This window comes from Corynebacterium marquesiae, from assembly GCF_030229635.1.
Lineage (GTDB): Bacteria > Actinomycetota > Actinomycetes > Mycobacteriales > Mycobacteriaceae > Corynebacterium > Corynebacterium marquesiae.
The window spans coordinates 1-21,998 of record NZ_JASPII010000006.1 but is presented as its reverse complement, the minus strand read 5'-3'; the positions used below and the strand labels follow the sequence as shown (position 1 = coordinate 21,998).

At 59.8% G+C, this 21,998-nt stretch carries 22 protein-coding genes; 10 read left to right on the top strand and 12 right to left on the bottom strand.

Annotated elements, in window-relative coordinates; all coding sequences use genetic code 11:
* Positions 1-19: 19 nt before the first annotated feature.
* The 5 genes from QP971_RS05265 to QP971_RS05245 all read right to left on the bottom strand — a co-directional run bounded on the left by QP971_RS05265 (position 20) and on the right by QP971_RS05245 (position 5,011).
* A complete protein-coding gene (locus tag QP971_RS05265; protein WP_284811073.1) occupies positions 20-1,663 on the bottom strand; it encodes a monocarboxylic acid transporter in 1,644 nt (547 codons plus the stop codon).
* A complete protein-coding gene (locus QP971_RS05260) occupies positions 1,663-2,010 on the bottom strand; it encodes a DUF485 domain-containing protein (protein ID WP_284811074.1) in 348 nt (115 codons plus the stop codon). The genes QP971_RS05265 and QP971_RS05260 overlap by 1 nt, the downstream gene beginning before the upstream one ends.
* A gap of 292 nt (positions 2,011-2,302) precedes the next feature.
* Positions 2,303-3,166, bottom strand: coding sequence for an aldo/keto reductase (locus tag QP971_RS05255; protein WP_284811075.1), 864 nt, complete (start codon positions 3,164-3,166; stop codon positions 2,303-2,305).
* A gap of 69 nt (positions 3,167-3,235) precedes the next feature.
* Entirely contained in the window at positions 3,236-3,595 is a 360-nt protein-coding gene (locus QP971_RS05250; protein ID WP_005323855.1) for an FKBP-type peptidyl-prolyl cis-trans isomerase, read from the bottom strand.
* A 123-nt stretch (positions 3,596-3,718) separates the two neighbouring features.
* The gene (locus QP971_RS05245; protein ID WP_080970451.1) at positions 3,719-5,011 is read right to left on the bottom strand and encodes a citrate synthase; all 1,293 of its coding nucleotides are present in this window, start codon (positions 5,009-5,011) and stop codon (positions 3,719-3,721) included.
* A gap of 160 nt (positions 5,012-5,171) precedes the next feature.
* Here QP971_RS05245 and serC point away from each other — a divergent pair, with 160 nt between their 5' ends.
* The 3 genes from serC to QP971_RS05230 all read left to right on the top strand — a co-directional run bounded on the left by serC (position 5,172) and on the right by QP971_RS05230 (position 8,111).
* A complete protein-coding gene (serC, locus tag QP971_RS05240; RefSeq protein ID WP_284811076.1) occupies positions 5,172-6,290 on the top strand; it encodes a phosphoserine transaminase in 1,119 nt (372 codons plus the stop codon).
* A 112-nt stretch (positions 6,291-6,402) separates the two neighbouring features.
* The gene (sepH, locus tag QP971_RS05235) at positions 6,403-7,278 is read left to right on the top strand and encodes a septation protein SepH (RefSeq protein ID WP_284811077.1); all 876 of its coding nucleotides are present in this window, start codon (positions 6,403-6,405) and stop codon (positions 7,276-7,278) included.
* A gap of 2 nt (positions 7,279-7,280) precedes the next feature.
* Positions 7,281-8,111, top strand: a complete 831-nt coding sequence (locus QP971_RS05230; RefSeq protein WP_284811078.1) for a DUF6928 family protein — start codon at positions 7,281-7,283, stop codon at positions 8,109-8,111.
* Here the strand turns inward: QP971_RS05230 and QP971_RS05225 are convergent.
* Genes QP971_RS05225 through QP971_RS05215 form a run of 3 tightly spaced genes read right to left on the bottom strand, consistent with a single transcriptional unit; the run spans position 8,072 to position 11,009 of the window.
* On the bottom strand, positions 8,072-8,878 hold the full coding sequence (locus QP971_RS05225) for a TrmH family RNA methyltransferase (RefSeq protein ID WP_284811079.1): 807 nt from the start codon (positions 8,876-8,878) through the stop codon (positions 8,072-8,074). The genes QP971_RS05230 and QP971_RS05225 overlap by 40 nt on opposite strands.
* Positions 8,879-8,887: 9 nt before the next feature.
* Complete coding sequence (locus QP971_RS05220) at positions 8,888-10,291, bottom strand: NCS2 family permease (protein ID WP_049378821.1); 1,404 nt, start codon at positions 10,289-10,291, stop codon at positions 8,888-8,890.
* A gap of 49 nt (positions 10,292-10,340) precedes the next feature.
* Positions 10,341-11,009: a DUF3027 domain-containing protein gene (locus QP971_RS05215; RefSeq protein WP_284811080.1), complete on the bottom strand. Its 669-nt coding sequence runs from the start codon at positions 11,007-11,009 to the stop codon at positions 10,341-10,343.
* Between the two features lie 38 nt (positions 11,010-11,047).
* Between QP971_RS05215 and QP971_RS05210 the strand changes: the two genes are divergently transcribed.
* Entirely contained in the window at positions 11,048-11,812 is a 765-nt protein-coding gene (locus QP971_RS05210; RefSeq protein WP_284811081.1) for a glutaminyl-peptide cyclotransferase, read from the top strand.
* 6 nt (positions 11,813-11,818) lie between these two features.
* The gene (locus QP971_RS05205) at positions 11,819-12,397 is read left to right on the top strand and encodes a DUF2771 domain-containing protein (RefSeq protein WP_239274505.1); all 579 of its coding nucleotides are present in this window, start codon (positions 11,819-11,821) and stop codon (positions 12,395-12,397) included.
* Here QP971_RS05205 and QP971_RS05200 read toward each other — a convergent pair.
* Positions 12,394-12,774, bottom strand: coding sequence for a cold-shock protein (locus tag QP971_RS05200; RefSeq protein WP_005323875.1), 381 nt, complete (start codon positions 12,772-12,774; stop codon positions 12,394-12,396). The genes QP971_RS05205 and QP971_RS05200 overlap by 4 nt on opposite strands.
* A 321-nt stretch (positions 12,775-13,095) precedes the next feature.
* Between QP971_RS05200 and QP971_RS05195 the strand changes: the two genes are divergently transcribed.
* Both QP971_RS05195 and QP971_RS05190 read left to right on the top strand, forming a co-directional pair.
* A complete protein-coding gene (locus tag QP971_RS05195; RefSeq protein WP_275435529.1) occupies positions 13,096-13,725 on the top strand; it encodes a resuscitation-promoting factor Rpf1 domain-containing protein in 630 nt (209 codons plus the stop codon).
* 91 nt (positions 13,726-13,816) lie between these two features.
* Positions 13,817-15,159, top strand: a protein-coding gene (locus QP971_RS05190; RefSeq protein WP_431831075.1) for an IS3 family transposase whose coding sequence is annotated in 2 segments (ribosomal slippage) — positions 13,817-14,258 and positions 14,258-15,159 — 1,344 coding nt in all. Because the reading frame shifts where the segments join, the coding sequence is not laid out codon by codon here.
* Between the two features lie 96 nt (positions 15,160-15,255).
* Here QP971_RS05190 and QP971_RS05185 read toward each other — a convergent pair.
* Positions 15,256-15,441 carry a hypothetical protein gene (locus QP971_RS05185; RefSeq protein WP_023022020.1) on the bottom strand — a complete coding sequence of 62 codons (186 nt, stop codon included), beginning with the start codon at positions 15,439-15,441 and terminating at the stop codon, positions 15,256-15,258.
* 66 nt (positions 15,442-15,507) lie between these two features.
* Here QP971_RS05185 and QP971_RS05180 point away from each other — a divergent pair, with 66 nt between their 5' ends.
* The 3 genes from QP971_RS05180 to QP971_RS05170 are packed head-to-tail and all read left to right on the top strand — an operon-like array spanning position 15,508 to position 19,765.
* The gene (locus tag QP971_RS05180) at positions 15,508-17,523 is read left to right on the top strand and encodes a helicase-associated domain-containing protein (RefSeq protein ID WP_284811082.1); all 2,016 of its coding nucleotides are present in this window, start codon (positions 15,508-15,510) and stop codon (positions 17,521-17,523) included.
* Entirely contained in the window at positions 17,520-19,145 is a 1,626-nt protein-coding gene (locus QP971_RS05175) for a DNA repair helicase XPB (RefSeq protein ID WP_284811083.1), read from the top strand. Before QP971_RS05180 ends, QP971_RS05175 begins: the two co-directional genes overlap by 4 nt.
* A complete protein-coding gene (locus tag QP971_RS05170) occupies positions 19,142-19,765 on the top strand; it encodes a DUF3239 domain-containing protein (RefSeq protein WP_284792263.1) in 624 nt (207 codons plus the stop codon). The genes QP971_RS05175 and QP971_RS05170 overlap by 4 nt, the downstream gene beginning before the upstream one ends.
* Here QP971_RS05170 and QP971_RS05165 read toward each other — a convergent pair.
* Together QP971_RS05165 and QP971_RS05160 are read right to left on the bottom strand one after the other, a co-directional pair.
* On the bottom strand, positions 19,762-20,433 hold the full coding sequence (locus QP971_RS05165) for a hypothetical protein (protein ID WP_284792264.1): 672 nt from the start codon (positions 20,431-20,433) through the stop codon (positions 19,762-19,764). The two genes, QP971_RS05170 and QP971_RS05165, sit on opposite strands and share 4 nt — an antisense overlap.
* Positions 20,434-20,642: 209 nt before the next feature.
* A protein-coding gene (locus tag QP971_RS05160; RefSeq protein ID WP_284811084.1) for an IS3 family transposase occupies positions 20,643-21,859 on the bottom strand; the annotation gives its coding sequence in 2 pieces (ribosomal slippage) (positions 20,643-21,598 and positions 21,598-21,859; 1,218 coding nt in all).
* Between the last annotated feature and the right edge of the window lie 139 nt (positions 21,860-21,998).

Below are 21,998 nucleotides of genomic sequence, written 5' to 3'. Positions count from 1 at the left end.
AAGTGCACTATCTAGGCAATTAATGCTGCACAGGTGCCTCGACGCCCACGCCGGTAAGGGAGCGAACTTCCATCTCTGCGGAAAGCTCCTCAAAGTTATCCGGCTTGGTCATGATGGAGACCAACCAGCCAACGAAGAAGGACAGCGGAATGGAGACCAAGCCCGGCGAGGAGAGCGGGAAGATGGCCCAGTCCGCGCCTGGGAACATGGAGGTCTCAGAACCGGAGACTGCCGGAGAGAAGAAGATGAGCACCAGGCAGGACACCACGCCGGTGTACATGGAGGCCACCGCGCCAGCGGTGTTGAAGCGGCGCCAGTACAGGGAGTACAGGATGGTCGGCAGGTTGGCGGAGGCCGCCACCGCAAACGCGAGGGAGACCAGGAAGGCCACGTTCTGGGTCATGGCCAGGATGCCCAAGATGATGGAGACGATGCCAAGGACCACCACGGTGGCCTGGGAGACGCGGACCTGCTCAGCCTCGGTGGACTCGCCGTTGCGGATAACCGCGTGGTAGATATCGTGCGCAATGGATGCAGAGGCGGTAATGGCCAGGCCAGCAACCACGGCGAGCACGGTAGCGAAGGCCACGGCGGAAATAATCGCCATGAAGATGGAGCCGCCGATCTCGAGCGCGAGTAGTGGCGCTGCGGCATTGGCGCCGCCCGGGGCGTCGAGAATGCGGTCCGGACCCACCAGTGCTGCCGCACCGTAGCCCAGGACCAGGGTCATAAGGTAGAAGGCACCGATAATAACGATCGCCCAGGTAACGGAGCGGCGCGCCTCGGTAGCGGTGAGCACGGTGTAAAAGCGCATCAGCACGTGCGGCAGGCCGCCCACGCCGAGCACCAGGGAAATGCCCAAGGAAATAAAGTCCAGCTTGGTGGCGGTGGTGGCGCCGTACTTCAGGCCCGGAGCCATGATGTCCTTGGCCTCGTAGCCCTTCTCTTTAATCTGCTCGGAAGCGGCGTGCATGTCGATGGCGTTATTAAACAGGGTGCTAAAGCCGCCGCGCAGGGCAATGAAGACCAAGAAACACATGATGACCACGCCGGCTACCAGGAGCACGGCCTTGATCATCTGCACGTAGGTGGTGCCTTTCATGCCGCCGACCAGGACGTAGACAATCATGAGCACGCCCACGATGCCCACGACGAAGGCCTGCCACTTGAACTCATGGATATCCAGCAGTACCGCAACCAAGGAGCCGGCGCCGGCCATCTGCGCGATGAGGTAGAAGAGCGTGACGAAGAGGGTGGCGATAGACGCCGCCACGCGCACGGGCTTTTGCTTCAGGCGGAAGGACAGGACGTCCGCCATGGTAAAGCGGCCGACGTTACGCATGGGCTCGGCAACGAGCATGAGTGCTACCAGCCAAGCAACGAAGAAGCCTACCGAGTACAAGAAGCCGTCGTAGCCGTTGAGTGCCACCGCGCCAACGATGCCCAGGAACGATGCAGCGGAGAGGTAGTCACCGGAGATCGCCAGGCCGTTCTGGCGTCCGGAGAAGGTGCCGCCGCCGGTATAAAAGTCCGAGGCCTTCTTCGTGGTCTTTCCGGCGCGCAGCACCACCGCCATGGTGATGAAAAGGAAGATGCCGAAAATAGAGATATTCAAGATGGGATTGCCGGCGGAAGATTCTGCGGCGAGGGTGGTGGTAGTCATTAGTTGCCCTCCAGCTCTTCACGGATGGCGGCCGACTTCGGCTCGATATTCTTATTGGCGTACTTCACGTAGATCCACGTGATGATGAAGGTGGTGAGGAACTGGGCTAGGCCGAAAACCAGCCCGACGTTCCAGCCACCGTCGAGCTCGATCGCCATGAAGTCAGGGGCAAACACGGCGGCTAGAACGTAGACCACGTACCACACGAAGAAGGCCACGGTCATAGGGAAGGTAAAACTCCGGTAGGTGCGGCGCAGCTCGCCGAATTCGGCGGAGTCGCGCATCGCAATGAACTCGCTGCCAGTGGGTTCGCGGCGCGAGACAGGAGTTGCAGCTACGTCACTCATAGAGCATCGTCTCCTTGGGTGAGAGGAACTTAGGTCACACGAGATAGTGTGTTATTTCTCACTATCCACGCTGATCTGTAAGTTACAGAACATTTTCTGCAAGGTTGTAAACTCTGCCAAGAAAAGCTTCCACTCCCCCACCCTTTTAACCCCATAGGCTTCACTGAACTGGAATAACATCTTTAGCAAACTACCCCCGAAGGAAGAATTTTTTACCCCTTGTAAAGATTGTTAACAGCCGCTTGACAAAAGAAAAAGCCCCCGTGAGGGGGGGCTTAATCGGCGGTTGATGTTACTCTTCGTTGCCTGGGAATTCGCGCGGGTCATTGAACATGCGGCCAAAGCCTTCCTGGCCCTCAAGGGCGTCAATGGCAGATACTTCCTCCGCCGTGAGCTCTAGCTCGGTGGCAGCCAAGTTTTCTTTCAGGCGCTCAGTGCGCGCGGACTTCGGGATCACGGATATGTCTTTAGACATGAGATAAGCCAGGACAACCTGTCCCTCGGTGGCCTCGTGGTCAGCAGCAGCCTGCTCAATCACGGGGTTATTGAGCACAACCCCGCGTGCCAACGGGGCCCATGCCTCGGTGACGATGTCATTATCGTGGTGGAAGGCACGCAGGCTGGACTGAGTAAAGCCCGGGTGAATCTCCACTTGGTTGAGCACCGGAGAAATGCCGGTAGTGGAAATTAGGTCTTTGAGCACGTCCTCGTAGAAATTAGCCACGCCGATGGACGCAATCTGGCCCATACCCTGCAGGCGGGCGATAGCCTCAAAGGTCTCGTTGTACAGGCCACCCTGCGGCCATGGCCAGTGGATAAGATACAGGTCGAGGTAGTCCAGCTGCAGATCCTTTAGCGACTGCTGGAATGCCTCTTCCACCTTGTGCTCCCCCTGGTGGGAGTGCCATACCTTGGAGGTAATAAAGAGCTCATCGCGGGTGACGTCGCCGGCATCCATTGCCTGCTTCAGGGCGGTGCCTACCGCCTCTTCATTCTTGTAAAGCGTGGCGGTATCGAAGTGGCGGTAGCCCAAATCGATGGCCTCGCGGATGACGCGGATGCATTCCTCGTCATATAGCTTGTACGTACCCAAGCCCAGCTGGGGCATTTCGCGGTCATCATTGAAAGTTACGGTTGGCACAGTCATGCCCTCCATTGTGCCGCAGTTTTTCTGACCGCGCCGAAAACGACGAAACCCCAGGGCAAACCCTGGGGTTGAGCGCTTTTAGTCGGCGCGGATGAGGTCAATGATAAAGACCAAGGTGCGGCCGGATAGCGGGTGCGCGCCACCGGCTGGGCCGTAGGCCTTTTCCGGCGGGATGATGAGCTTGCGGCGACCGCCCACCTTCATTCCCGGAATGCCCTCCTGCCAGCCGGCGATGAGACCGGTCAGCGGGAACTCGATGGACTGGCCACGGTCCCACGAGGAATCGAATTCTTGGTTGGTCTCGTATTCAGCGCCGACGTAGTGGACCTCCACTACGGCACCAGGCTGTGCCTCAGCACCGTCGCCGACGACGATGTCTTCTACAACAAGGTCGGTCGGCGCTGGGCCAGACTGGGCTTCAATAACAGGCTTATCCATGGGGATTATTCTCCTTGGGAAATCTAGTTTGTTCGTGCGGTCGCATTAAAAACCGAACCGAGCTGCACCTATTATAGGTGCTACCACCCGATTCGGCTTAATTTGGCGAACCCACGGGACGCTTTAGCGCTCGTTACGTGGGGTAACCTTGCGCAAAGTCTCGCCGGTGTAAATCTGGCGCGGACGGTTGATCTTGGTGTTGATCTCCAGCTGCTCGCGGTACTGTGCAATCCAGCCCGGCAGACGGCCGATGGCGAAGAGGACGGTAAAGAAGTCCGTCGGGAAGCCCATAGCGCGGTAGATCAAGCCGGTGTAGAAGTCCACGTTCGGGTAGAGCTTGCGGGAGACGAAGTAGTCGTCATTCAGCGCAATGTCTTCCAGCTTCATGGCCAGATCCAGCATTGGGTCGCCGCCCAAGTGATCGATGATCTCATGGGCAGTCTCCTTGACGATTGCCGCGCGTGGGTCGTAGTTCTTGTACACGCGGTGGCCAAAGCCCATGAGGCGAACGCCCTTTTCCTTATTCTTCACGCGGTTCATGAAGTCGGTAGCGTCACCATCGTGATTGTTCTGGATATCTTCCAGCATCTCCAGAACGGCCTGGTTTGCGCCGCCGTGCAGCGGACCGGACAGGGCGTTAATGCCGCCGGCGATGGAGACAAACATATTAGCCTGAGCGGAACCAATCATGCGCACGGTGGAAGTGGAGCAGTTCTGCTCGTGGTCAGCGTGGAGGATAAGCAGCTTATCCAGGGCCTTGGCTACAACCGGGTCAACCTCGTACTCCTCGGTGGGGTAGCCGAACATCATGCGCAGGAAGTTCTCGCGGGCGTTCAGGCTGTTATCCGGGTACATATAAGGCTTACCCTGGGAAGCGCGGTAAGCATAGGCCGCCAGCATTGGAACCTTAGCCAGCAGACGGACGGTGGCCTTATCCAGCTGCTCCGGGTCCAGCGGGTCAAGCTGATCCTGGTAGTACGCGGAAAGAATGTTAAGGGAGGAAGCCAGCACGGCCATTGGGTGCGCGTTGCGCGGGAAGATATTGAACGCGGCCTTGAAGTCCTCATCCAACAGGGTGTGGTGGCGGATTTCACGGTTAAAGTGGCTGAGCTCTTCCTCGTTAGGCAGATGCCCCTTGATCAGCAGATAAGAAACCTCGTTAAAGGAAGCGTTTTCCGCCAGGTCCGCGATATCGTAACCGCGGTGGCGCAGGATGCCCTCTTCACCGTTAATGAAGGTGATCTTGGACTCGGTGGAACCGGTGGAGGTATAACCAGGGTCGAAGGTAACGAGCCCGGTCTCGTTACGGAGCTTGGAAATGTCAAAGCCGGAGTCACCCTCGGTGGACTGCTTGATGTCCATCTCATACTCGCCGCCTGGGTACTGGAGCACTACCTTGTTGTCTTCAGAAGCCACGGAAGTTCCTTTCTCTACGTGAAGAGTCACTATTAAGCACTAACTTAAGGAAGCTAGCTTGATACCTCTTCACACTTTAGCAAACTTTGTGACGCCGCCAACAGGATTGGGTCGACTAAAATAACTGCCGTTCGACCGGAACTGTTCTACACTGACTTGCATGAGCACACCCGAACTTACGCTGCCTGCCGACCTCCTACCTACCGACGGCCGCTTTGGCTGCGGCCCTTCCAAGGTTCGCCCCGACCAGCTTGCGGCCATTGACCCCGCAGTCATGGGCACCTCCCACCGCCAGCCGGCGGTAAAGAACCTCGTAGGTTCGGTGCGAGAAGGCTTGAGCGATCTCTTCTCCTTGCCAGAGGGCTACGAGATTGTCCTTTCCCTAGGCGGCGCCACCGCCTTCTGGGATGCTGCCACCTTCGGGCTCATTGAACGCCACTCCGCCCACCTCACCTTTGGCGAGTTTTCCACTAAATTTGCCAAGACCGCCGCGGGTGCACCCTGGCTCGATGCCCCATCCATCGTGGAGTCCCCAGTGGGCACCGCACCCGACCCGCACGATCTTTCTGCGGAGGCGGACGTCGTCGCTTGGGCACACAATGAAACCTCCACCGGCGCGATGGCAGAAGTCACCCGCCCGCACCCCCGCAATGATCAGCAGCTGGTGGTCGTGGACGCCACCTCCGGCGCGGGTGGTCTGTCCGTGCACATCTCCGATACGGACGTTTACTACTTCTCGCCGCAAAAGTGCTTTGCTTCCGACGGCGGCCTGTGGCTCGCCGCCATGTCCCCCGCCGCACTGGAGCGGATTGAGAAAATCAACGCCTCCGAGCGCTATATTCCCACCTTCCTCAACCTGCAGACGGCAGTAGATAACTCCCGCAAGAACCAGACCTATAACACCCCGGCAATCGCCACCCTGCTCATGTTGGATAACCAGCTCCAGTGGATGAATGCCAACGGCGGCCTGGACGGCATGGTTGAGCGCACTACGGAATCCTCCGCCACGCTGTATAGCTGGGCCGAATCCCGCCCGGAGACCACTCCCTTCGTCACGGAGCCTGCGTCCCGCTCGCTCGTGGTGGGCACCATCGACTTCGCAGAGTCTGTCGACGCCGCAGCGCTCGCCGCCACCCTGCGCGCCAACGGCATCCTAGACGTGGAGCCGTACCGCAAGCTGGGCCGTAACCAACTGCGCATCGGCATGTTCCCAGCTATTGAGCCGGCCGATATCGCCAAACTGACCCAATGCATCGACTATGTCTTGGATGCGAATTAACGCATCACCCCCAACATGCCCCGCCGCCTCGCAGGCTGCGGGGCATTTTCACGTTATAGTTGAATGCATCACAGATTTGTCCGCCGTCGATAGGCAAAAGGAGCGCCCTATTATGCGCGAGCTGTTCCCAGTTGACAGCGAATCGACCGAAACCTCTTTGGTGCTGCGCACCGAAGACGGCGAAGAGTTTTTCCTCTCCATCACCGATGAGCTGCGCGAAGCCCTGCAGGGCGAGCCGGTAGAAACCCCGGAAGAGGAACCGGCAGCTCCGGCCATCAGCCTGGCCAAGCCCACCAAACCGGAACCGGTGGAAGAGACAAAGATCCGCCCGGCGGAGATCCAAAACCGCATTCGCGCCGGCGCCTCCGCTGCGGAGTTGGCGGAAGAAATGGGCGTGACCGAATCTCGCATCGAGCCCTTCGCCTACCCCGTCATGCTGGAGCGCAACCGCATCGCGGAGATTGCCAAGCAGGCACACCCCGTACGCGAGGACGGCCCGGCCAAGCTCACCCTGTGGGAGGTTCTGGCCACCGCCTTTGCCGCCCGCGGACACTCACTTTCCGAGTCCAGCTGGGACGCCTACCGCCACCAGGGCGAGGCCTGGATCGTGCGCGTGACGTGGAAGGCCGGCTTGTCCGAGAACGAGGCGGAGTGGTACTTCAAGCAGTCCATGTCCTCGCCTGCCACGGTGGAGGCGCGCAACTCGGTGGCCGCGGACCTGACAGACCCGGATTTCGTCCAGCCGGTGCGCTCGCTGACCTCGCTGGGCAGCGGCCGCTATGACGAAGCTATCGATGGCGACCAGCCGAGCAACGTCACCGACCTCACGGCGCCGACCACCCCTCCGGAAGAGCCGGAGGAAGAGGAGTTCTTGCAGAACCCCTCGCCAGAAGAAAAGCCCACCAAGCGCCGCCGCAAGGCTGTCACCCCGCATTGGGAGGACGTGCTGCTCGGTGTTCGCTCCAATACCAAGCGCCCTAGGGACTAATCGTGGACATCTCTCACGCAGTACTTACTCTCTGGTACATCTCTCAACCCAATGCGGAAGAGGTGTTGAAGACCGAGCCCAAGGCGGATCGCGGCTTTGGGCGGAAATTCCTCGCCCAGCTGGACCCCACCTTTCCGGTCACGCCGATTGGGCAATTCCCACTTAACCGCTCCGCGCAGACGGATCCGAACGAGTACTACATCGGCGGCTACCCCGGCATCACCGTGGTGCAAACGGTCTGCGAGGGGGATTCTGTTCTCCTTTCCCAGCTGCCAGAAACGCTCCTTAATGCGGTGCCCGCCCAGCGCGTCATCGCGCTGGGCAGCAACGAAAAAGAAGGCTACGCCGGCTTCGCCCTGTGGGAGGGCGGCGAGCTCAAGCGCTGCCTATGCGCCACGCGCGAGCACCTCTACGAGGACACCGGTCTGCCCGAGCCCTTCGAGGCCCCCTACTGGGCAGGAGAAAAATACGAGCCGATCGGCGGGATTTCCCTCCCCTTTGAGCCGCAGGGCATCATGCAGGCAGCCCAGGAACACTGGCTCGGCATCGAGGTGGGCCATGATGGCCCGGACCTGGACGTCGTGGGGTACGCCGTCGATGGCCGCCCAGAGCCAAAGATCGACCCGCCGAAGCCCAAGCAAACCGTGGGGGAACTAGCCGCGCAGTCCGCCAATAAGCTGGGCCTGAACGACTATGACGATTACGAGGACCACAGCGCCGAGCCGGAATCCACCGGCGAGGAAATCATCTCCACCGCCAAGCACTTGGGCTCGCTCATTGGCAATTGGAGCGCTCAGACGTTTAAGTCGCTCAAGGAGCGCTGGCGCTCATAAAAGGAAATGGCGGCGGCGGTCGCCACATTAAGAGAATCGGTGCCAGGGGCCATCGGTATGCGTGCGCGTATATCGGTGGCCTTCATTGCGTGTTCGGTAAGGCCAGGGCCCTCCGCGCCGACGAGCATCGCCACCTTATCCAGACCATGCATGGCCTCGGCCAAGTGCACCGCCTGGGGGTTGGGGGTTAAGGAAATGAGGGTAAAGGAGGCGTCGGCAAGCGCCTGCAAGGAACGCTGCCAGGTAGTAAACCCGCCCTCTAAATGAGCAAAGGGCAAGCGCAGCACGTGCCCCATGGACACGCGCACCGAGCGCCGGTAGAGCGGATCCGCCGCACCGGAGCCCAGCAGTACCGCGTCTACGCCCATACCGGCAGCGTGGCGGAAGATGGCGCCAATATTCTCGTGATCACCCACGCCCTCGAGCACGGCGATGGTCCGGGCAGATTCCACGATCTCGCTCACCTCCGGCTCAGAGGCGCGGTCCGCGGCGGCGACCAGCCCGCGGTGCATATCGAAGCCGGCCACCTCCGCTAGGGTCTCGCGGGAGACCTCGTAGATGGGGCATTCCGGCTCGCCGTACTCAGAAATATAGGCCTCTACCTTCTTGGGAAAGCCCACGAGGCAGCGCATGGGGAACCGGGATTCGGCCAGCCGGGAGACCACCAGCGGGCCCTCTGCAATGACGAGACCCTCGCCGGATTTATCGGATTTGTTGAGGTTCCGAATATCGTCCAGGCGAGGGTCTGCGGGGTCAGTAATCAGCATGCCCTTAGGCTAGCCGATGGCATTGGAAATCGGATCCATGCCAAAGAAAATCACGAAGAGGCCAGCCAAGAGCCACATGATCCAGTGCACGTCCTTGGCCTTGCCGGCAAAGGTGGACATAAGCGCGAAGGAGATGAAGCCCACGCCGATGCCGTTGGCAATGGAATAGGTAAACGGCATGGTCACAATGGTGAGGAAGGCGGGGATGGCGATCTCCATCTTGGTCCAGCGGATCTCGGTCAGCTGCGCGGCCATCATCACGCCGACGATGACGAGTACCGGGGAGGCGGCCTCGATGGGCACGATTTCATACAGCGGCGTCAAAAACATCGCGGCGAGGAACAGCACACCGGTCATGAGGTTGGCCAGGCCGGTGCGGGCGCCATCGGCAATGCCGGCGGAGGAATCCGCAAAGACGGTATTGGAAGAAGCAGAGCCCAGGCCGCCGGCCACGGCGCCGAAGCCCTCGACGACGAGGGCCTTCTTCATGTCAGGGAGATTGCCATCGGCGTCAACAAGCTTGCCTTGCTTGCCCAGGCCGGTCATGGTGCCCATCGCATCAAAGAAGTTGGTCAGCAAGAGCGTAAAAATCAGCAGCACCGTGGAGATGACGCCGATCTTGGTAAAGGCGCCCACCAGGTTCACATCGCCCACGATGGACAGATCCGGAATGCCGCCGAGCGCCTCCGGTTTCACGGGCGCGGCCATGCCCCAATCCTCAGAGCCGGTAAACGCCTGCACGATGAACGCGATGACGGTGGTAAGGACGATGGCGATGAAGAGCCCGCCCGGCACGTTCCGGATGACCATGAAGGAACAGATAATGAGGCCAATGACAAAGACCAGCGCCGGCCAAGTGGAAATCGATCCATTAATACCCAGGCTCACCGGCACGGTGGTGTGCGCGGCGTCCGGCACACGGGTGACAAACCCACCATCCACGAGGCCGATCATGGCGATGAACATGCCGATGCCCACGCCCATCGCCGCCTTCATGGACTGCGGGATGGCGTCAAAGACGGCGGTGCGGAAGCCGGAGATGGCCAGCAGGACGATGATGATGCCCTCAATGACCACCAGGCCCATGGATTCTTGCCAGGTCAGCCCGCTCGTGGCGACCATGCTCACGCCCACGAAGGTATTCATACCCAAGCCTGCGGCCATGGCGAAGGGGTACTTGGCAATCGCACCGAAAAGGATGGACATGACGCCGGCGACCAGCGCGGTGGCGGCGGCGACCTGTGGCACGCCCAGCGCGTAGCCCTCCGCGTCCTCGGTAGTACCGAGGATGAGCGGGTTCAAGAGGATGATATAGGCCATGGCGAAGAACGAGACCGTTCCCGCGCGTAGCTCGGTTCCAATGGAGGAACCACGTTCAGAGATATGGAAGTAGCGATCGAGAGTGGCTTTCAACGCCTGCGCCTTTCACGTACAGCGAGTCTTACGCCATAAGTGTGCTGCCTTAATCCTCGATTTCAAAATCCTGGAAGATGAGTTTTTCATCATCGAAGGCCACTTCCGGGGTCTTTTCTTCCCGCACGCGCGTCTGCGAATGTGCACCGCAGCCATAGCGCGAGTGCACCACCCGGCCGTCCGCCGAGTACTCATTGGCGCAGACGCCATAGTTGTCCAACAGCTGCACATAAAACGCACAGGTGCGGCATTGCAGGCGCGCCTTGGCCGCCATATCCGTATTCGGGCCGAACTCGGTGCGCCAGCGCTTCTTGGCATCTTCCAGGCCGGATTTAGACAAAGTTTCCCCGTCCAGGCGGGAATCATCCACGGCCGGTGGCATCAGGTCTCCGGGGCCAAGGTCACCGGGGCGCACACGGTCCTCATAGGGCACCCATTCCGGCGGCTGCAGGGCCTCCCCTCCCGGCACCAGCGCCACCTCATTGACGGTGACGTAGCGCGATCCCTCCGCGCAGGCGAGCACCGCCTGCCATTCCCAGCCGGGGTAGCCAGGCATTTCTGCTTCAAATCGGTGGGTAGCAACGTTTCGGCCCATCCCGGCGACGCCGATATGCTTGCCGACGCCCCCTTCCCCCACCTCATCCAACGCCTCGCGCGCGATGCGCACGGCGCGGGAATCGATCAATGGATTTGCTTTTCGCTTACTCACGTCCCTCATTATTCATTATGGAGCGCACGCGGTGGTACATATGGTGCATGTCGTTTCTTTCCCGCGCCGCCTGCATTCTCCTTCCCTGCACGCTCGTCGCCTGTTCCTCTACACCAGCAGAACCCGAAGTAGAGCACCTCTCCGTCGAGGTTCTCGGGACCGCTTCCCTGCCGCCCAATTCCTTTACGCAGGGCCTCGAAACGGATCCGGACGGCAACTTGCTCCTGGGCACCGGCCAATGGGGAGAATCCCGTTTAGAGCGCTTCTCCCCCGAAACCGGCGAAACCTTGGCCGAAACGCGCCTGGATAACCGCTATTTTGGCGAGGGCATTACCCAAGCCGGCGATTCCATCTGGCAGCTGACCTGGAAGTCCGGCCAAGCCCTGAAATACGATCAGGACCTGCGCCAGGTAGATACCGCCACCTACTCGGGCGAGGGCTGGGGCTTGTGCAATACCGGCGAGGATCTCCTCATGTCCGATGGCTCCGCGACCCTGCGGCATATGGACCCAGAGACCTTCGCGGAGCGCTCCACAACCGACGTCACCCTAGAGGGAAAGCCCCTCGAAGACATCAATGAACTCGAGTGCGTGGGCGATGCCGTCTACGCCAATGTCTGGATGGATGACAACATCTACCGCATCGATCCATCCACCGGCCGCGTAACCGCCATAATCTCCACCGACGCGATTGATAAGTCCCGCTATACCGACCCCGATGATGTCCTCAACGGCATCGCACACATCACAGGCGATGAGTTCTGGCTTACCGGCAAGCGGTGGGAAGAACTCTTCCACGTTCGAGTAAGGTAAAGGCCCATGGCAACCCGTAAGGAAGCAAGGAAAAAGTCGCTGCTGCAGATCTTGGCCCTCATCGTGGTCGTGGCGGTCATCGTCGCCGCCGTAGTGATCTTCCAAAACTGGTGGAACCAGCGCCCGGGTCCCGATCCCCGCGACATCAAGGTCACCGCCTCCGTGGGCGATAATTCCATCGACGTCGCCCCGTACATTGCATGCGAGCCCGGCACCGAATGCCCGGAAGGCGAGGTCCCGAACCTCACCGTGGGGGATGATGACACCCTCAAACTGGAGATCCCCGAAGAAATCTCCGATCACGAGTGGAAGATTCTTTCCATCTACGATGACCCCGCCGCCAACGATGAAACCGCGCACGGCGCAAACGAGACCACTGAGGTATCGATCCCCGGTTCGGTAGAACCCATCAAGGCCTCTACCGGCAAGCGCCCCCGCCTCAAGGTGGTAGAGATTTCCTCCATGATGATCGGCACCGATGACAACGGTGACGAAACCCCCTTGGCCACCGTGTGGTCACTTACCACGATGACCGATAAAGAACGAGAAGCCTCCGCGGAGGAATCCACGAAGGCTTCTGATTAGCTATCCAAATCCTTCGCGATTGCGCGGAGGATTTCTGCTACCTGGCGCCCAGTCTTGCGCTCCGGGTAGCGGCCGGAATTAAGCACCGGCTGAATCTGCGACTCCAGCAAGGTCATCACGTCAGAGACCATGCTGCCGAGCTCTTCCGGCTTGCGGGCCGGCGTGCGGCGACGCGGCTTATCCAATACCTTGACCCGCAGCGCCTGCGGACCGCGGCGCCCGGCCGCGAAATCGAAGTCGATGCGCTGGCCGGGGAACAGTTCCTCTACTCCCTTGGGCAGCACGTTGCGGCCAACATAGACGTCTTCATCGCCCGGGTTGCTGACGAAACCGAAACCTTTCTCGGCGTCATACCACTTCACTTTGCCAATAGGCATAGGTACCCACCTCTTCTCTAGGGGAAAATCTTTATTTTAGCTGCCTGGTCAAAACAACAGAAGTCGCGCATTCTACCGCGACACACCCGCATTACATGACATAGATCACAAGTTATTGCTCACCTGCGGAAACGCCCCCTTACCCACCACATTTGCCCCTTTTCTTTCCCATTTAGTGCCCATAACGTGACACTTTCGTTATAAACCGCTACGCTGTCCCCCAGACACTTAAGAGCCGTTAAGAAAGTTGCCCTCGCCCGCCCTTTCTTTTTGGTACATATTCTTTGCACTTAATGCGGGCACACAGAGAGGACTAACTACATGGGACGCCACTCCGCTAAGAACCGTATGGCCGCTAAGTTCACCGCCGGCACCGTCGCCTTCGGCGCCGCCGCTGCCATCATGGCACCGACCGCATCCGCCGCCCCAGATTCCGACTGGGACCGTCTGGCACAGTGCGAGGCCGGCGGCAACTGGCACATCAACACCGGCAACGGCTACCACGGCGGCCTGCAGTTCAACCCGCAGACCTGGCAGGCCAATGGTGGCGGCCAGTTCGCTGCTACCGCTGACCAGGCTACCCGCGAGCAACAGATTGTCGTCGCCGAGCGCGTGCTTGCTTCCCAGGGCTGGGGCGCATGGCCGGCTTGCTCCGCTTCCCTTGGCCTGAACTCCGCTCCGACCCAGCGCACCGCTCCGTCCGCTGCCCCTAAGGCTCCGGCCCAGGCACCGGCTCCGGTCAAGCAGGCTGCCGCTCAGAAGTCCGATGAGCTGGCCGTTGATGCTCTGTACAACACCATCAAGAATGCCGCTAACTCCTACGGCCTGGCTCTGCCCCCGCAGTTCACCGAGCTGTACAAGGCTAACCGCCACGACTTCAACAACTTCTACTCTGCCAACCGCAACGTCATCGACCCGATTGCGCAGATGATTGAGAACATCACCCGCTAAAACATAGCGATAAAGGGCCCCCTTTGCAGTGAACTGCTCCCCATTAGTTGGACTGAGAAATCAGTTTCCGATTAGTGGGGAGTAGTTTTCATTGAGAGCCCGAAGTTTGGTGAGTGAGCATCAGCGGGAGCAGTTGGTTGAACTATTTGAGCAAGGCATAGGCTATCGTGCCGCTGCTACTGCTCTTGGTGTCTCCAAATACGCCGCCCGTATGCTCTATCGTCGGTTTAAACTGCATGGCAGACTATGTCTTGTGGAAAAACCGACTGAGCAGCAGTATTCGTTCGAAATCAAGAAGGAAGTTGTCCAACGCCACCTTTCTGGTGAGACAGCGATGAATCTTGCGCGCGAGTTTGGCCTGTCATCAGAGAAGCTGGTCAGCGGATGGTCGAGGAAATGGCGTAATGGTGGCGATGAGGCACTAAAACCGAAGCCGAAGGGCAGGCCCAAGGGCTCGGTCACGCCGAAGCCGCTCTCGGAGGAAGCGAAGCTGCGTCGCCAGATCGCGCGGTTGGAAGCGGAAAACGCATATCTAAAAAAATTGCGGGACTTGAGGAATCAGGGACACGCCTGAAAGTTCAGGCGATTGTCATCCTCAAGTCACGGCATCGTCTGCAATACCTTTTGGATGCGGCAGGCATGCCGAGAGCAACGTTCTTCTACCACCAGAAACGACTCAGCGAGCCGGATAAGCACGCTGCGCTCAAAGACGCGATCTTAGAAAGCTTCGAGCGTAACAAGCATCGCTACGGCTACCGACGAGTGCTACTTGACCTGCGCAACCAGGGGTGGGTGGTCAACCACAAGCTCGTCTACAAACTCATGAGCGAAATGGGGCTTCGAGCCAAGGTCCGCCGGCGCAGGCCATATGTTTCTTATAACGGGACGATCAGCCACATTGCCGACAACACGCTTGACCGCAAGTTCACCCCAGATAAGCCAAATACCGTCTTTGTTAGCGACGTCACCGAGTTCAGGGTCGCAGGCCGCAAGGTCTACCTGTCACCGGTGATGGATCTGTTCGACCGTTCAATCGTTGCCCACACCGTGACTACATCGCCGTCGACAGCGTTTACCGCCGATTCTTTAACTAAGACGATTAAAACGTGTACGCCTGAGCCTGGGTGGATGATGCATACCGATCAAGGTTTCCAGTACCAGCATTCGTCCTGGCGCAACCTGATTCATGATAACGGTGGTGTTCAGTCAATGTCGCGTAAAGCCAACTGCTACGACAACGCGGTCATGGAGAACTTCTTCGGCCACCTGAAAACCGAGATGTACCACGGAGAAGCCTTCGACACCGTCGCAGAGTTCAACCAGGCAATCGACGAGTACATCCGGTGGTACAACACCGAACGCATCCAACAACGACTCAAGGGTCTAACCCCGATGCAATATCGAAATCAGACCCTTGAAGCCCTAACCGCCTAGAATTAAACCAGTCCAACTTTCGGGGGCCAGTTCACAGTAGCAAGGGGGCCCTTTTTGTATGAAAGAAAAATCCCCGCACCAAGGCGGGGAAATACTCTAGCGATTGATGCGAGTATAAGGGTGAACGTAGTTCAGCTTCTCTGCCGGCATCGGCAAGATCAGATCATCGCCGTAGGGGCTGGATGCACCAGCAAAAGGCGCAGAGATTTCGGTGATTGCGTGCTCGCGATTTTCGTTCTTCGGCCAAGCCGGGGAAACGTGACCCTTCTTCTCATTCGACATAGCCCTTATTATTTCAAACCTTGCGCAAAAACGTAACTCAAACGATAACTAAACTGGGGTGACATCATGACTCAGTCTTCCCACCTCCCGCATTTCCGCACGTGGCTCGCCTCCCTTGAGGAAGAAGAGCTGGCCACCATCCTCCGCAACCGGCCGGATGTGCTCAATCCGCTACCCCCGAGCATCGCCGCGCTCGCTACCCGCCTGCTACTGCGCACTTCTATCGCGCGGGCGCTCATGAACTGCACTGCACGGCAGCTTGCGGAAATCGAAGCCATCGCGCGCCGCGGAGGAGAACTCGAAGAAGTAGAAGACCTTAATCCGGACATCACCCGCCAGCTCAAGGAGCGCGGCTTGGCCTACGGCAACATCCTCATCCCGCCCGAGGTCATGCCTGCCCTTCCCACCGGCTGGTCCCTCCTCGACCAGGTCCAGGTCAGCCCGGAGGACATCGCCGAGCTGCCGGACGAAGAACGGAAGGTTCTCGAGACCCTGTCGCGTTCCAATGGCCTGGGCACCACGCGGGATGCGGCCATCGATGCGGATCCGGCCCGGCCGATTCCGCGGCTCATCGCCAAGCAGCTGCTCCAGCGCGTGGACGCCACCACCGTCCGCCTGCCTCGCGCCGTACACCTGGCGCTCAACGGCAAGCCCACCGCCCCAATCCCAATAGAGGGGATCACCGAATCCCCCGCCCCGGATCCCAAGGCCGATGATGCCGGTACTGCGGCCGGGCTTTCCGCCGTGCGCGGCATGCAGCGCGTCATTGACGCTCTAGGCGCGCGGCCAATAGAACTGCTCAAGGACAAGACCGTCGGCGTTCGCCAGCTCACCAACCTGAGCAAAACTCTCCACGTCGATGAGGAGGAGCTACGCCGCCTCATCGGCCTGGGCATAACCGCCCGCCTGCTCAGCCGCGGCGAGCCGAAAAACTTCGACGGCAATTTCCTCGCGCCAACGGAGCTCGCCCAGGCTTGGCTCGATGCGAACCTCGCAGAAAAATGGCAACTTCTGCTCGAGGCTTGGACTGCCTCCCCATGGACAAGGGAAGGCCGCACGCTAGCGCACACCAATGATCGGCTGCCGGAATTTAGACAAAAGGTCCTGCAGGTCTACCTGCGTGGGGGGAAACCCACCTTCGAAGAATCCCTACGCTTCCACTTTCCGCTCTTTGCCACCCACACTTCGGACGAGACCATCGCCGAACTCCGCGCGGAAGCCGAGTGGATCGGTGCCATTGCCCTCGAGCGCCCCACCAGCGTGCTTATCGACGGCCCCGACGCCGCCGCCCGCCTGACCCCCGACACGGTCGACTACTTTCTCATCCAAGCGGATATGACCGTATTGGTTCCCGGCCCGCTCGATCCGGAGACCCACCAGCAGCTCGAATCAGTCGCCGACCTCGAGTCTCCCGGCCTGGCCAGCGTCTATCGCATCTCGGATGCTTCCCTGCGTCGCGGTCTGGATCGCGGCATGACTGGGGAGGAAATCCAGGCCTTTTTCGCCGCCCACGGGGAGGTGCCGCAGACGCTGGAGTTCCACATCGGGGACGTCGCCAAGCGCCATGGCACCCTGCGCTCTGGCCCGGCGCTGTCCTACCTGCGCAGCGAGGACCCGGCGCTCCTCCAGATTGCGCTCAAGGCAGCGCCCTTGCGCCTGCTCGCGCCCACCGTCGCGGTGTCCCAATTGCCGGTGCACGACCTACTGGAACGGCTACGCGAGCACGGACTCTCTCCCGCTGCTGAGGACGAAAGCGGCGCCAGCCTTAACGTCGCGCCCGAACCCGCTACACTGCCGACGCCCACCGCCCGCCGAGCCACCACTTCTCCGGACATTGCGAAGGCGATGCGCACCCTGCGCGACGACGCCGGGCCTTCCACGCCCAGCCTCGATATAGTCCACGCCGCCGCGCGCACTGCCCGGCCGATCACCATCGGGTATGCGGACAAGAACGGCAACGAAAAGAAACGCACCGTCACCCCGCTGACCGTGGCGGGCGGGCAAATCGACGCTCGCGCGGCCGATGGCTCTACCATCCGGTTTCCCTTGCACCGGATCACCTCCGTTACGCTGGAGCCATGAATGGACCATTGATTGTGCAGTCGGATAAGACCGTCCTGCTCGAGGTGGATCACGCCCAGGCCGCCGAGGCCCGCGCCGCGCTCGCTCCCTTTGCGGAGCTCGAGCGCGCCCCCGAGCACGTGCACACTTACCGCATCACCCCGCTCGCGTTGTGGAATGCCCGCGCGGCCGGGCACGATGCCGAGCAGGTCGTCGACGTCCTGGAAAACTACTCCCGCTTTCCAGTCCCCCAGGCCCTGCTTGTCGACGTCGCCGAAACCATGTCCCGCTACGGCCGCGTCCGCCTCCACGCCCACCCGGCCCACGGCCTCATCCTCGAGTCCGATGAGCCGCCCATCCTCGAAGAACTTACCCGCGGCGCTACCGGAAAACTCCTCGGCGCGCGCATCGACGAGCATTCCATCGCCGTCCCTCCTTCCGAGCGCGGCCGCCTCAAGCAAGCCCTCCTCAAGGCAGGCTGGCCGGCAGAAGACCTCGCCGGCTACGTCGATGGCGAGTCCCACCCCATCGCCCTCAATCACGACGGCTGGCAGCTGCGTGATTATCAGCAGTACGCCACCGAGGCCTTTTGGTCTGGCGGCTCGGGCGTCGTCGTACTGCCGTGCGGCGCCGGCAAAACCATCGTCGGCGCGGCTGCGATGGCCAAGGCGGAATCTACCACGCTCATCCTGGTCACCAATACCGTCGCCGGCCGACAGTGGCGCGACGAGCTCCTGCGCCGCACCACCCTCACCGAAAACGAAATCGGCGAATACTCCGGTGAAAAGAAGGAAATCAAGCCCATCACCATCGCCACCTACCAGGTGGTCACCCGCAAAACCAAGGGCGAATACCGGGCCCTCGAGCTCTTTGATTCCCGGGACTGGGGCCTCATCATCTACGACGAGGTCCACCTCCTTCCCGCCCCGGTGTTCCGCATGACCTCGGACCTGCAATCGCGGCGTCGGCTAGGGCTTACCGCCACCCTCGTGCGCGAGGACGGCCGCGAGGGTGACGTCTTCTCCCTCATCGGACCCAAGCGCTACGACGCCCCGTGGAAAGAACTCGAAATGGCCGGTTATATCGCCACCGCCGAATGCATCGAGGTCCGCGTGGATATGGACGCCGAGGAACGCATGCTGTACGCCACCGCCCAACCTCGCGACCGCTACCGCATCGCCGCCCAAGCCGCCGCCAAGCTCCGTGCGGTGGACAAGATCTTGGCCCGGCACCCACAGCAGGCGCTCATCATCGGCGGTTATGTCGACCAGCTCAAAGAACTCGGCGCGCATCTCGACGCCCCCGTTATCGACGGCTCCACCTCCACCGCCAAACGCGAGCGCCTCTTCCAACAATTCCGGGACGGCACGCTCCCTGTACTCGTCGTGTCCAAAGTGGCCAATTTCTCCATCGATCTTCCCGAGGCCGCCCTGGCCATCCAGGTCTCCGGCACCTTCGGCTCCCGCCAAGAAGAGGCTCAACGCCTCGGCCGACTACTCCGCCCGAAGGAAGAAGAGGCTCTCTTTTACTCGCTGGTCACCCGCGATAGCCTCGACGCGGACTACGCCGTGCACCGCCAGCGTTTCCTCGCCGAGCAGGGATATGCCTACCGGCTTATCGACGCACTAGACTTAGAACAATGAAAATCTTCAAGTTCGACGTAGACGAGTCCTTTGCCAAGGCCAATAACGAGCTCTTGCGCGATTCCAACCGCCTTCGCATCTCCGGCCTCGTGCTGGGCATCCTGCTCATCATCGGCGGCGCGGCCATCTGGTGGGGATTTTCCTGGGGCATTACCATCGGCCTCGGCATGATCCTTTTCGGAATCATGGTAGCCATCGTCGGCTTTGCCGCCGCCCGTAAAGTCGGCACCGCCCAGCAACTCTACGACACCTATCCTCTCGCTCCGGCTGTCATCGCTGAAGTAAATGAGCGCGACATGGTCTTGCTCGCCCTTGTTAATACCAACGTGGATCCCTCCTTGCCTCCCCGCTGGGCTGCATGCTTGCGCACCGTGACCGCCATCCCCGGCACTCAACGCACGGTAGGCACCAAGGTTCCCGTTGCGGCTGTTTCCGGCCGCGCGGACAACAACCACTGGCAGCAAATCACTCCCATGCCCATCGCTTGGGGCACCCCAGATGCCGAAACCGTCACCATTGCCCGGAAAGCCATCCCCCAAGATCAGTGGCAGCGCCTAGAGCGCGCCCGCAAGCGCCTTTCCGACGTGAAGGCCACGAAGTTCGACCTCCTAGTTCTTTAGGGCTCCACAAACCTTTCTGGATACAGCAGTACTTCTAGGAGCGGATCCGGCCACTTGTTGAGAACTATCGCGGCGACCTCTTCCTCCCTTTCGGGGAAATGATCCCTCGCTAATTCCACCCAAAATTTCCCGCAAGACCGCGCCTGCCAATCCGGATCGGATTCGGTTCCACGCTTCGCGTACTCCCACGCGGCCTCATGCTTACCGACTTCTTCTAAGGCTTTAGCTGTCTCTTCGAAATAAACTGCGTAGCTACCTTCGGCCAAGTGCGTACGGATGATTGCGTCGACATCCTGATCTAAAACCGCAAAGCGCTTCTCCATATACTTGCGGCGGATAATATCTGCGTTTACCGCCCAGGCTCGCACCCGAACAAGTCCGTCTTCTCCGAGGACCGTTGAATAAGCAACGGGGTCGAGTTCGAAGTAGTCAACCATCTGGTTCTCATGGAAAGCGATGAACCACTCCGCCAGCTCCATTGGCGCGGGCTTGGCTCGCTGTGCGCTTTTAGCATGAAGCTCGATGAGCTCTTCAACAACCTCACTTAGCATGCCAAGTGAGTCATCCGCGTTGGCAATCACATCTACTGCAATCTCCAGCGCTTCTTGCACAACCGAGAAAACTTCGGCTGGATCTTCCGAAGGGTTCTCCACGGCAAAATCAAGCATGCCAATTCCATCTTGCATTTTCAGTGCGCGTCTAGCTGCTCGATCCTCATCAAGAAAGGATCGGGTCCTACTCCGAAAAGAAGGCAGGATGATGTCAGGCAGTGAGCTCATCAGTTCAACCTCCTCGGTACGCTATCAACCCATTTTAACGGCGTCCCCTACCTGGGGTTGCCCGCAAATCGTGGACACGTAGTGGAGCTACCTAGTGGTTAGGCAGCTATTTCTTTTCTGCTGGTGGTTAGACCAATGTGGTTCTCGAAGTCGACGGGGCTGACCATCCCGAGTGCGGAGTGTCGGCGTCGTCGGTTGTAGACTACTTCAATCCAGTAGGCAACGGCCTTGCGTTCGGCATCGCGGGTTGGCCAGCGCTTACGGTCGTAGAACTCGGTTTTAAGCGTTGACCAGAATGACTCGGCCATCGCGTTATCGAAGCACACACCGGTACGCCCTACGGACTGAGCAATGCCCAGGTTGCGGCAAACTTCCCAGAGCTTCTCGCTGGTAAATTGGGTTCCGCGGTCAGCGTGAAACACTAGCCCGTCAGGCACGTCACCGCGCAGCGTATGCGCCATTCGCAGGGCCCGTTCGACCAGGTATGTATCTTGAACGCTATCCATAGCCCAGCCCAGTACCCTGCGGGAATGGCCATCGCGGACTGCACACAGATACAACCAGCCTTCAGCAGTGCGCAGGTAGGTAATATCCGACATCCACACTCGGTTGAGCTCACCGGTATCAAACATGCGCTTGACCAGGTCAGGAAGCGTGGACTTACGTTTGGCTTGGACCGTTGTCACTGGGACAAAGGCCCGCGGTGAAATCCCTTCAATGCTCATCATGCGCATTCGTTTAGCCACAGTCTTACGGTTAAGCGCAATGTGGTAGCGCTCGGTAAGTTCTGCGGTGATCCGCGGAGCACCGTAAACCTGATCGGAGTCCGACCAAATCTGATGAATCTTGCGGTCAACATCGTCGTAGAATGCTGCGCGATCATCGTCGCCGGATAGCCGCTTCTGCTGCGTATGGGCCCATTTGTAGTATCCAGACCGAGATACTTTTAATAGCCGTGCCATACGTTTGATGCTGTAGTTGGCCTTCTCCTGCCGCATCAATTCGAACTTTTCTGCTCGCGTTGCTTCGCAGCGAAGAAGGCTGTCGCTTTTGACAAAAACTCATTATCCATCTTGGCTTCCGCCAGTTCACGGCGCAGACGAGCATTTTCAGCACGAAGATCAGCCTCGCTCATCCCATCTGATGCTCCACGGCGCTCACGCTCGAGTTTGACCCACCTGCCCAAAATTGTGGCTGATACACCAATCTCCTTGGCCACATGAGCAATCGGGCGCTGCGACTCGATTACCAGGTTTGCGGCTTCACGCCGGTACTCCGGCGTGTATTTCTTGCGCTGTTGACTCACAATGAACATCGGACCTAGCCCCTGTTAGGTAGACACCTGATATCCAGCCCGGTTGGGTTGGGAAGAAAGGTAATCTACCACCATGCCTAGGTACTCCGAACAGTTCAAACGTGATGCTGTGGCCCTCTACGAAAACAATGAGGACCTT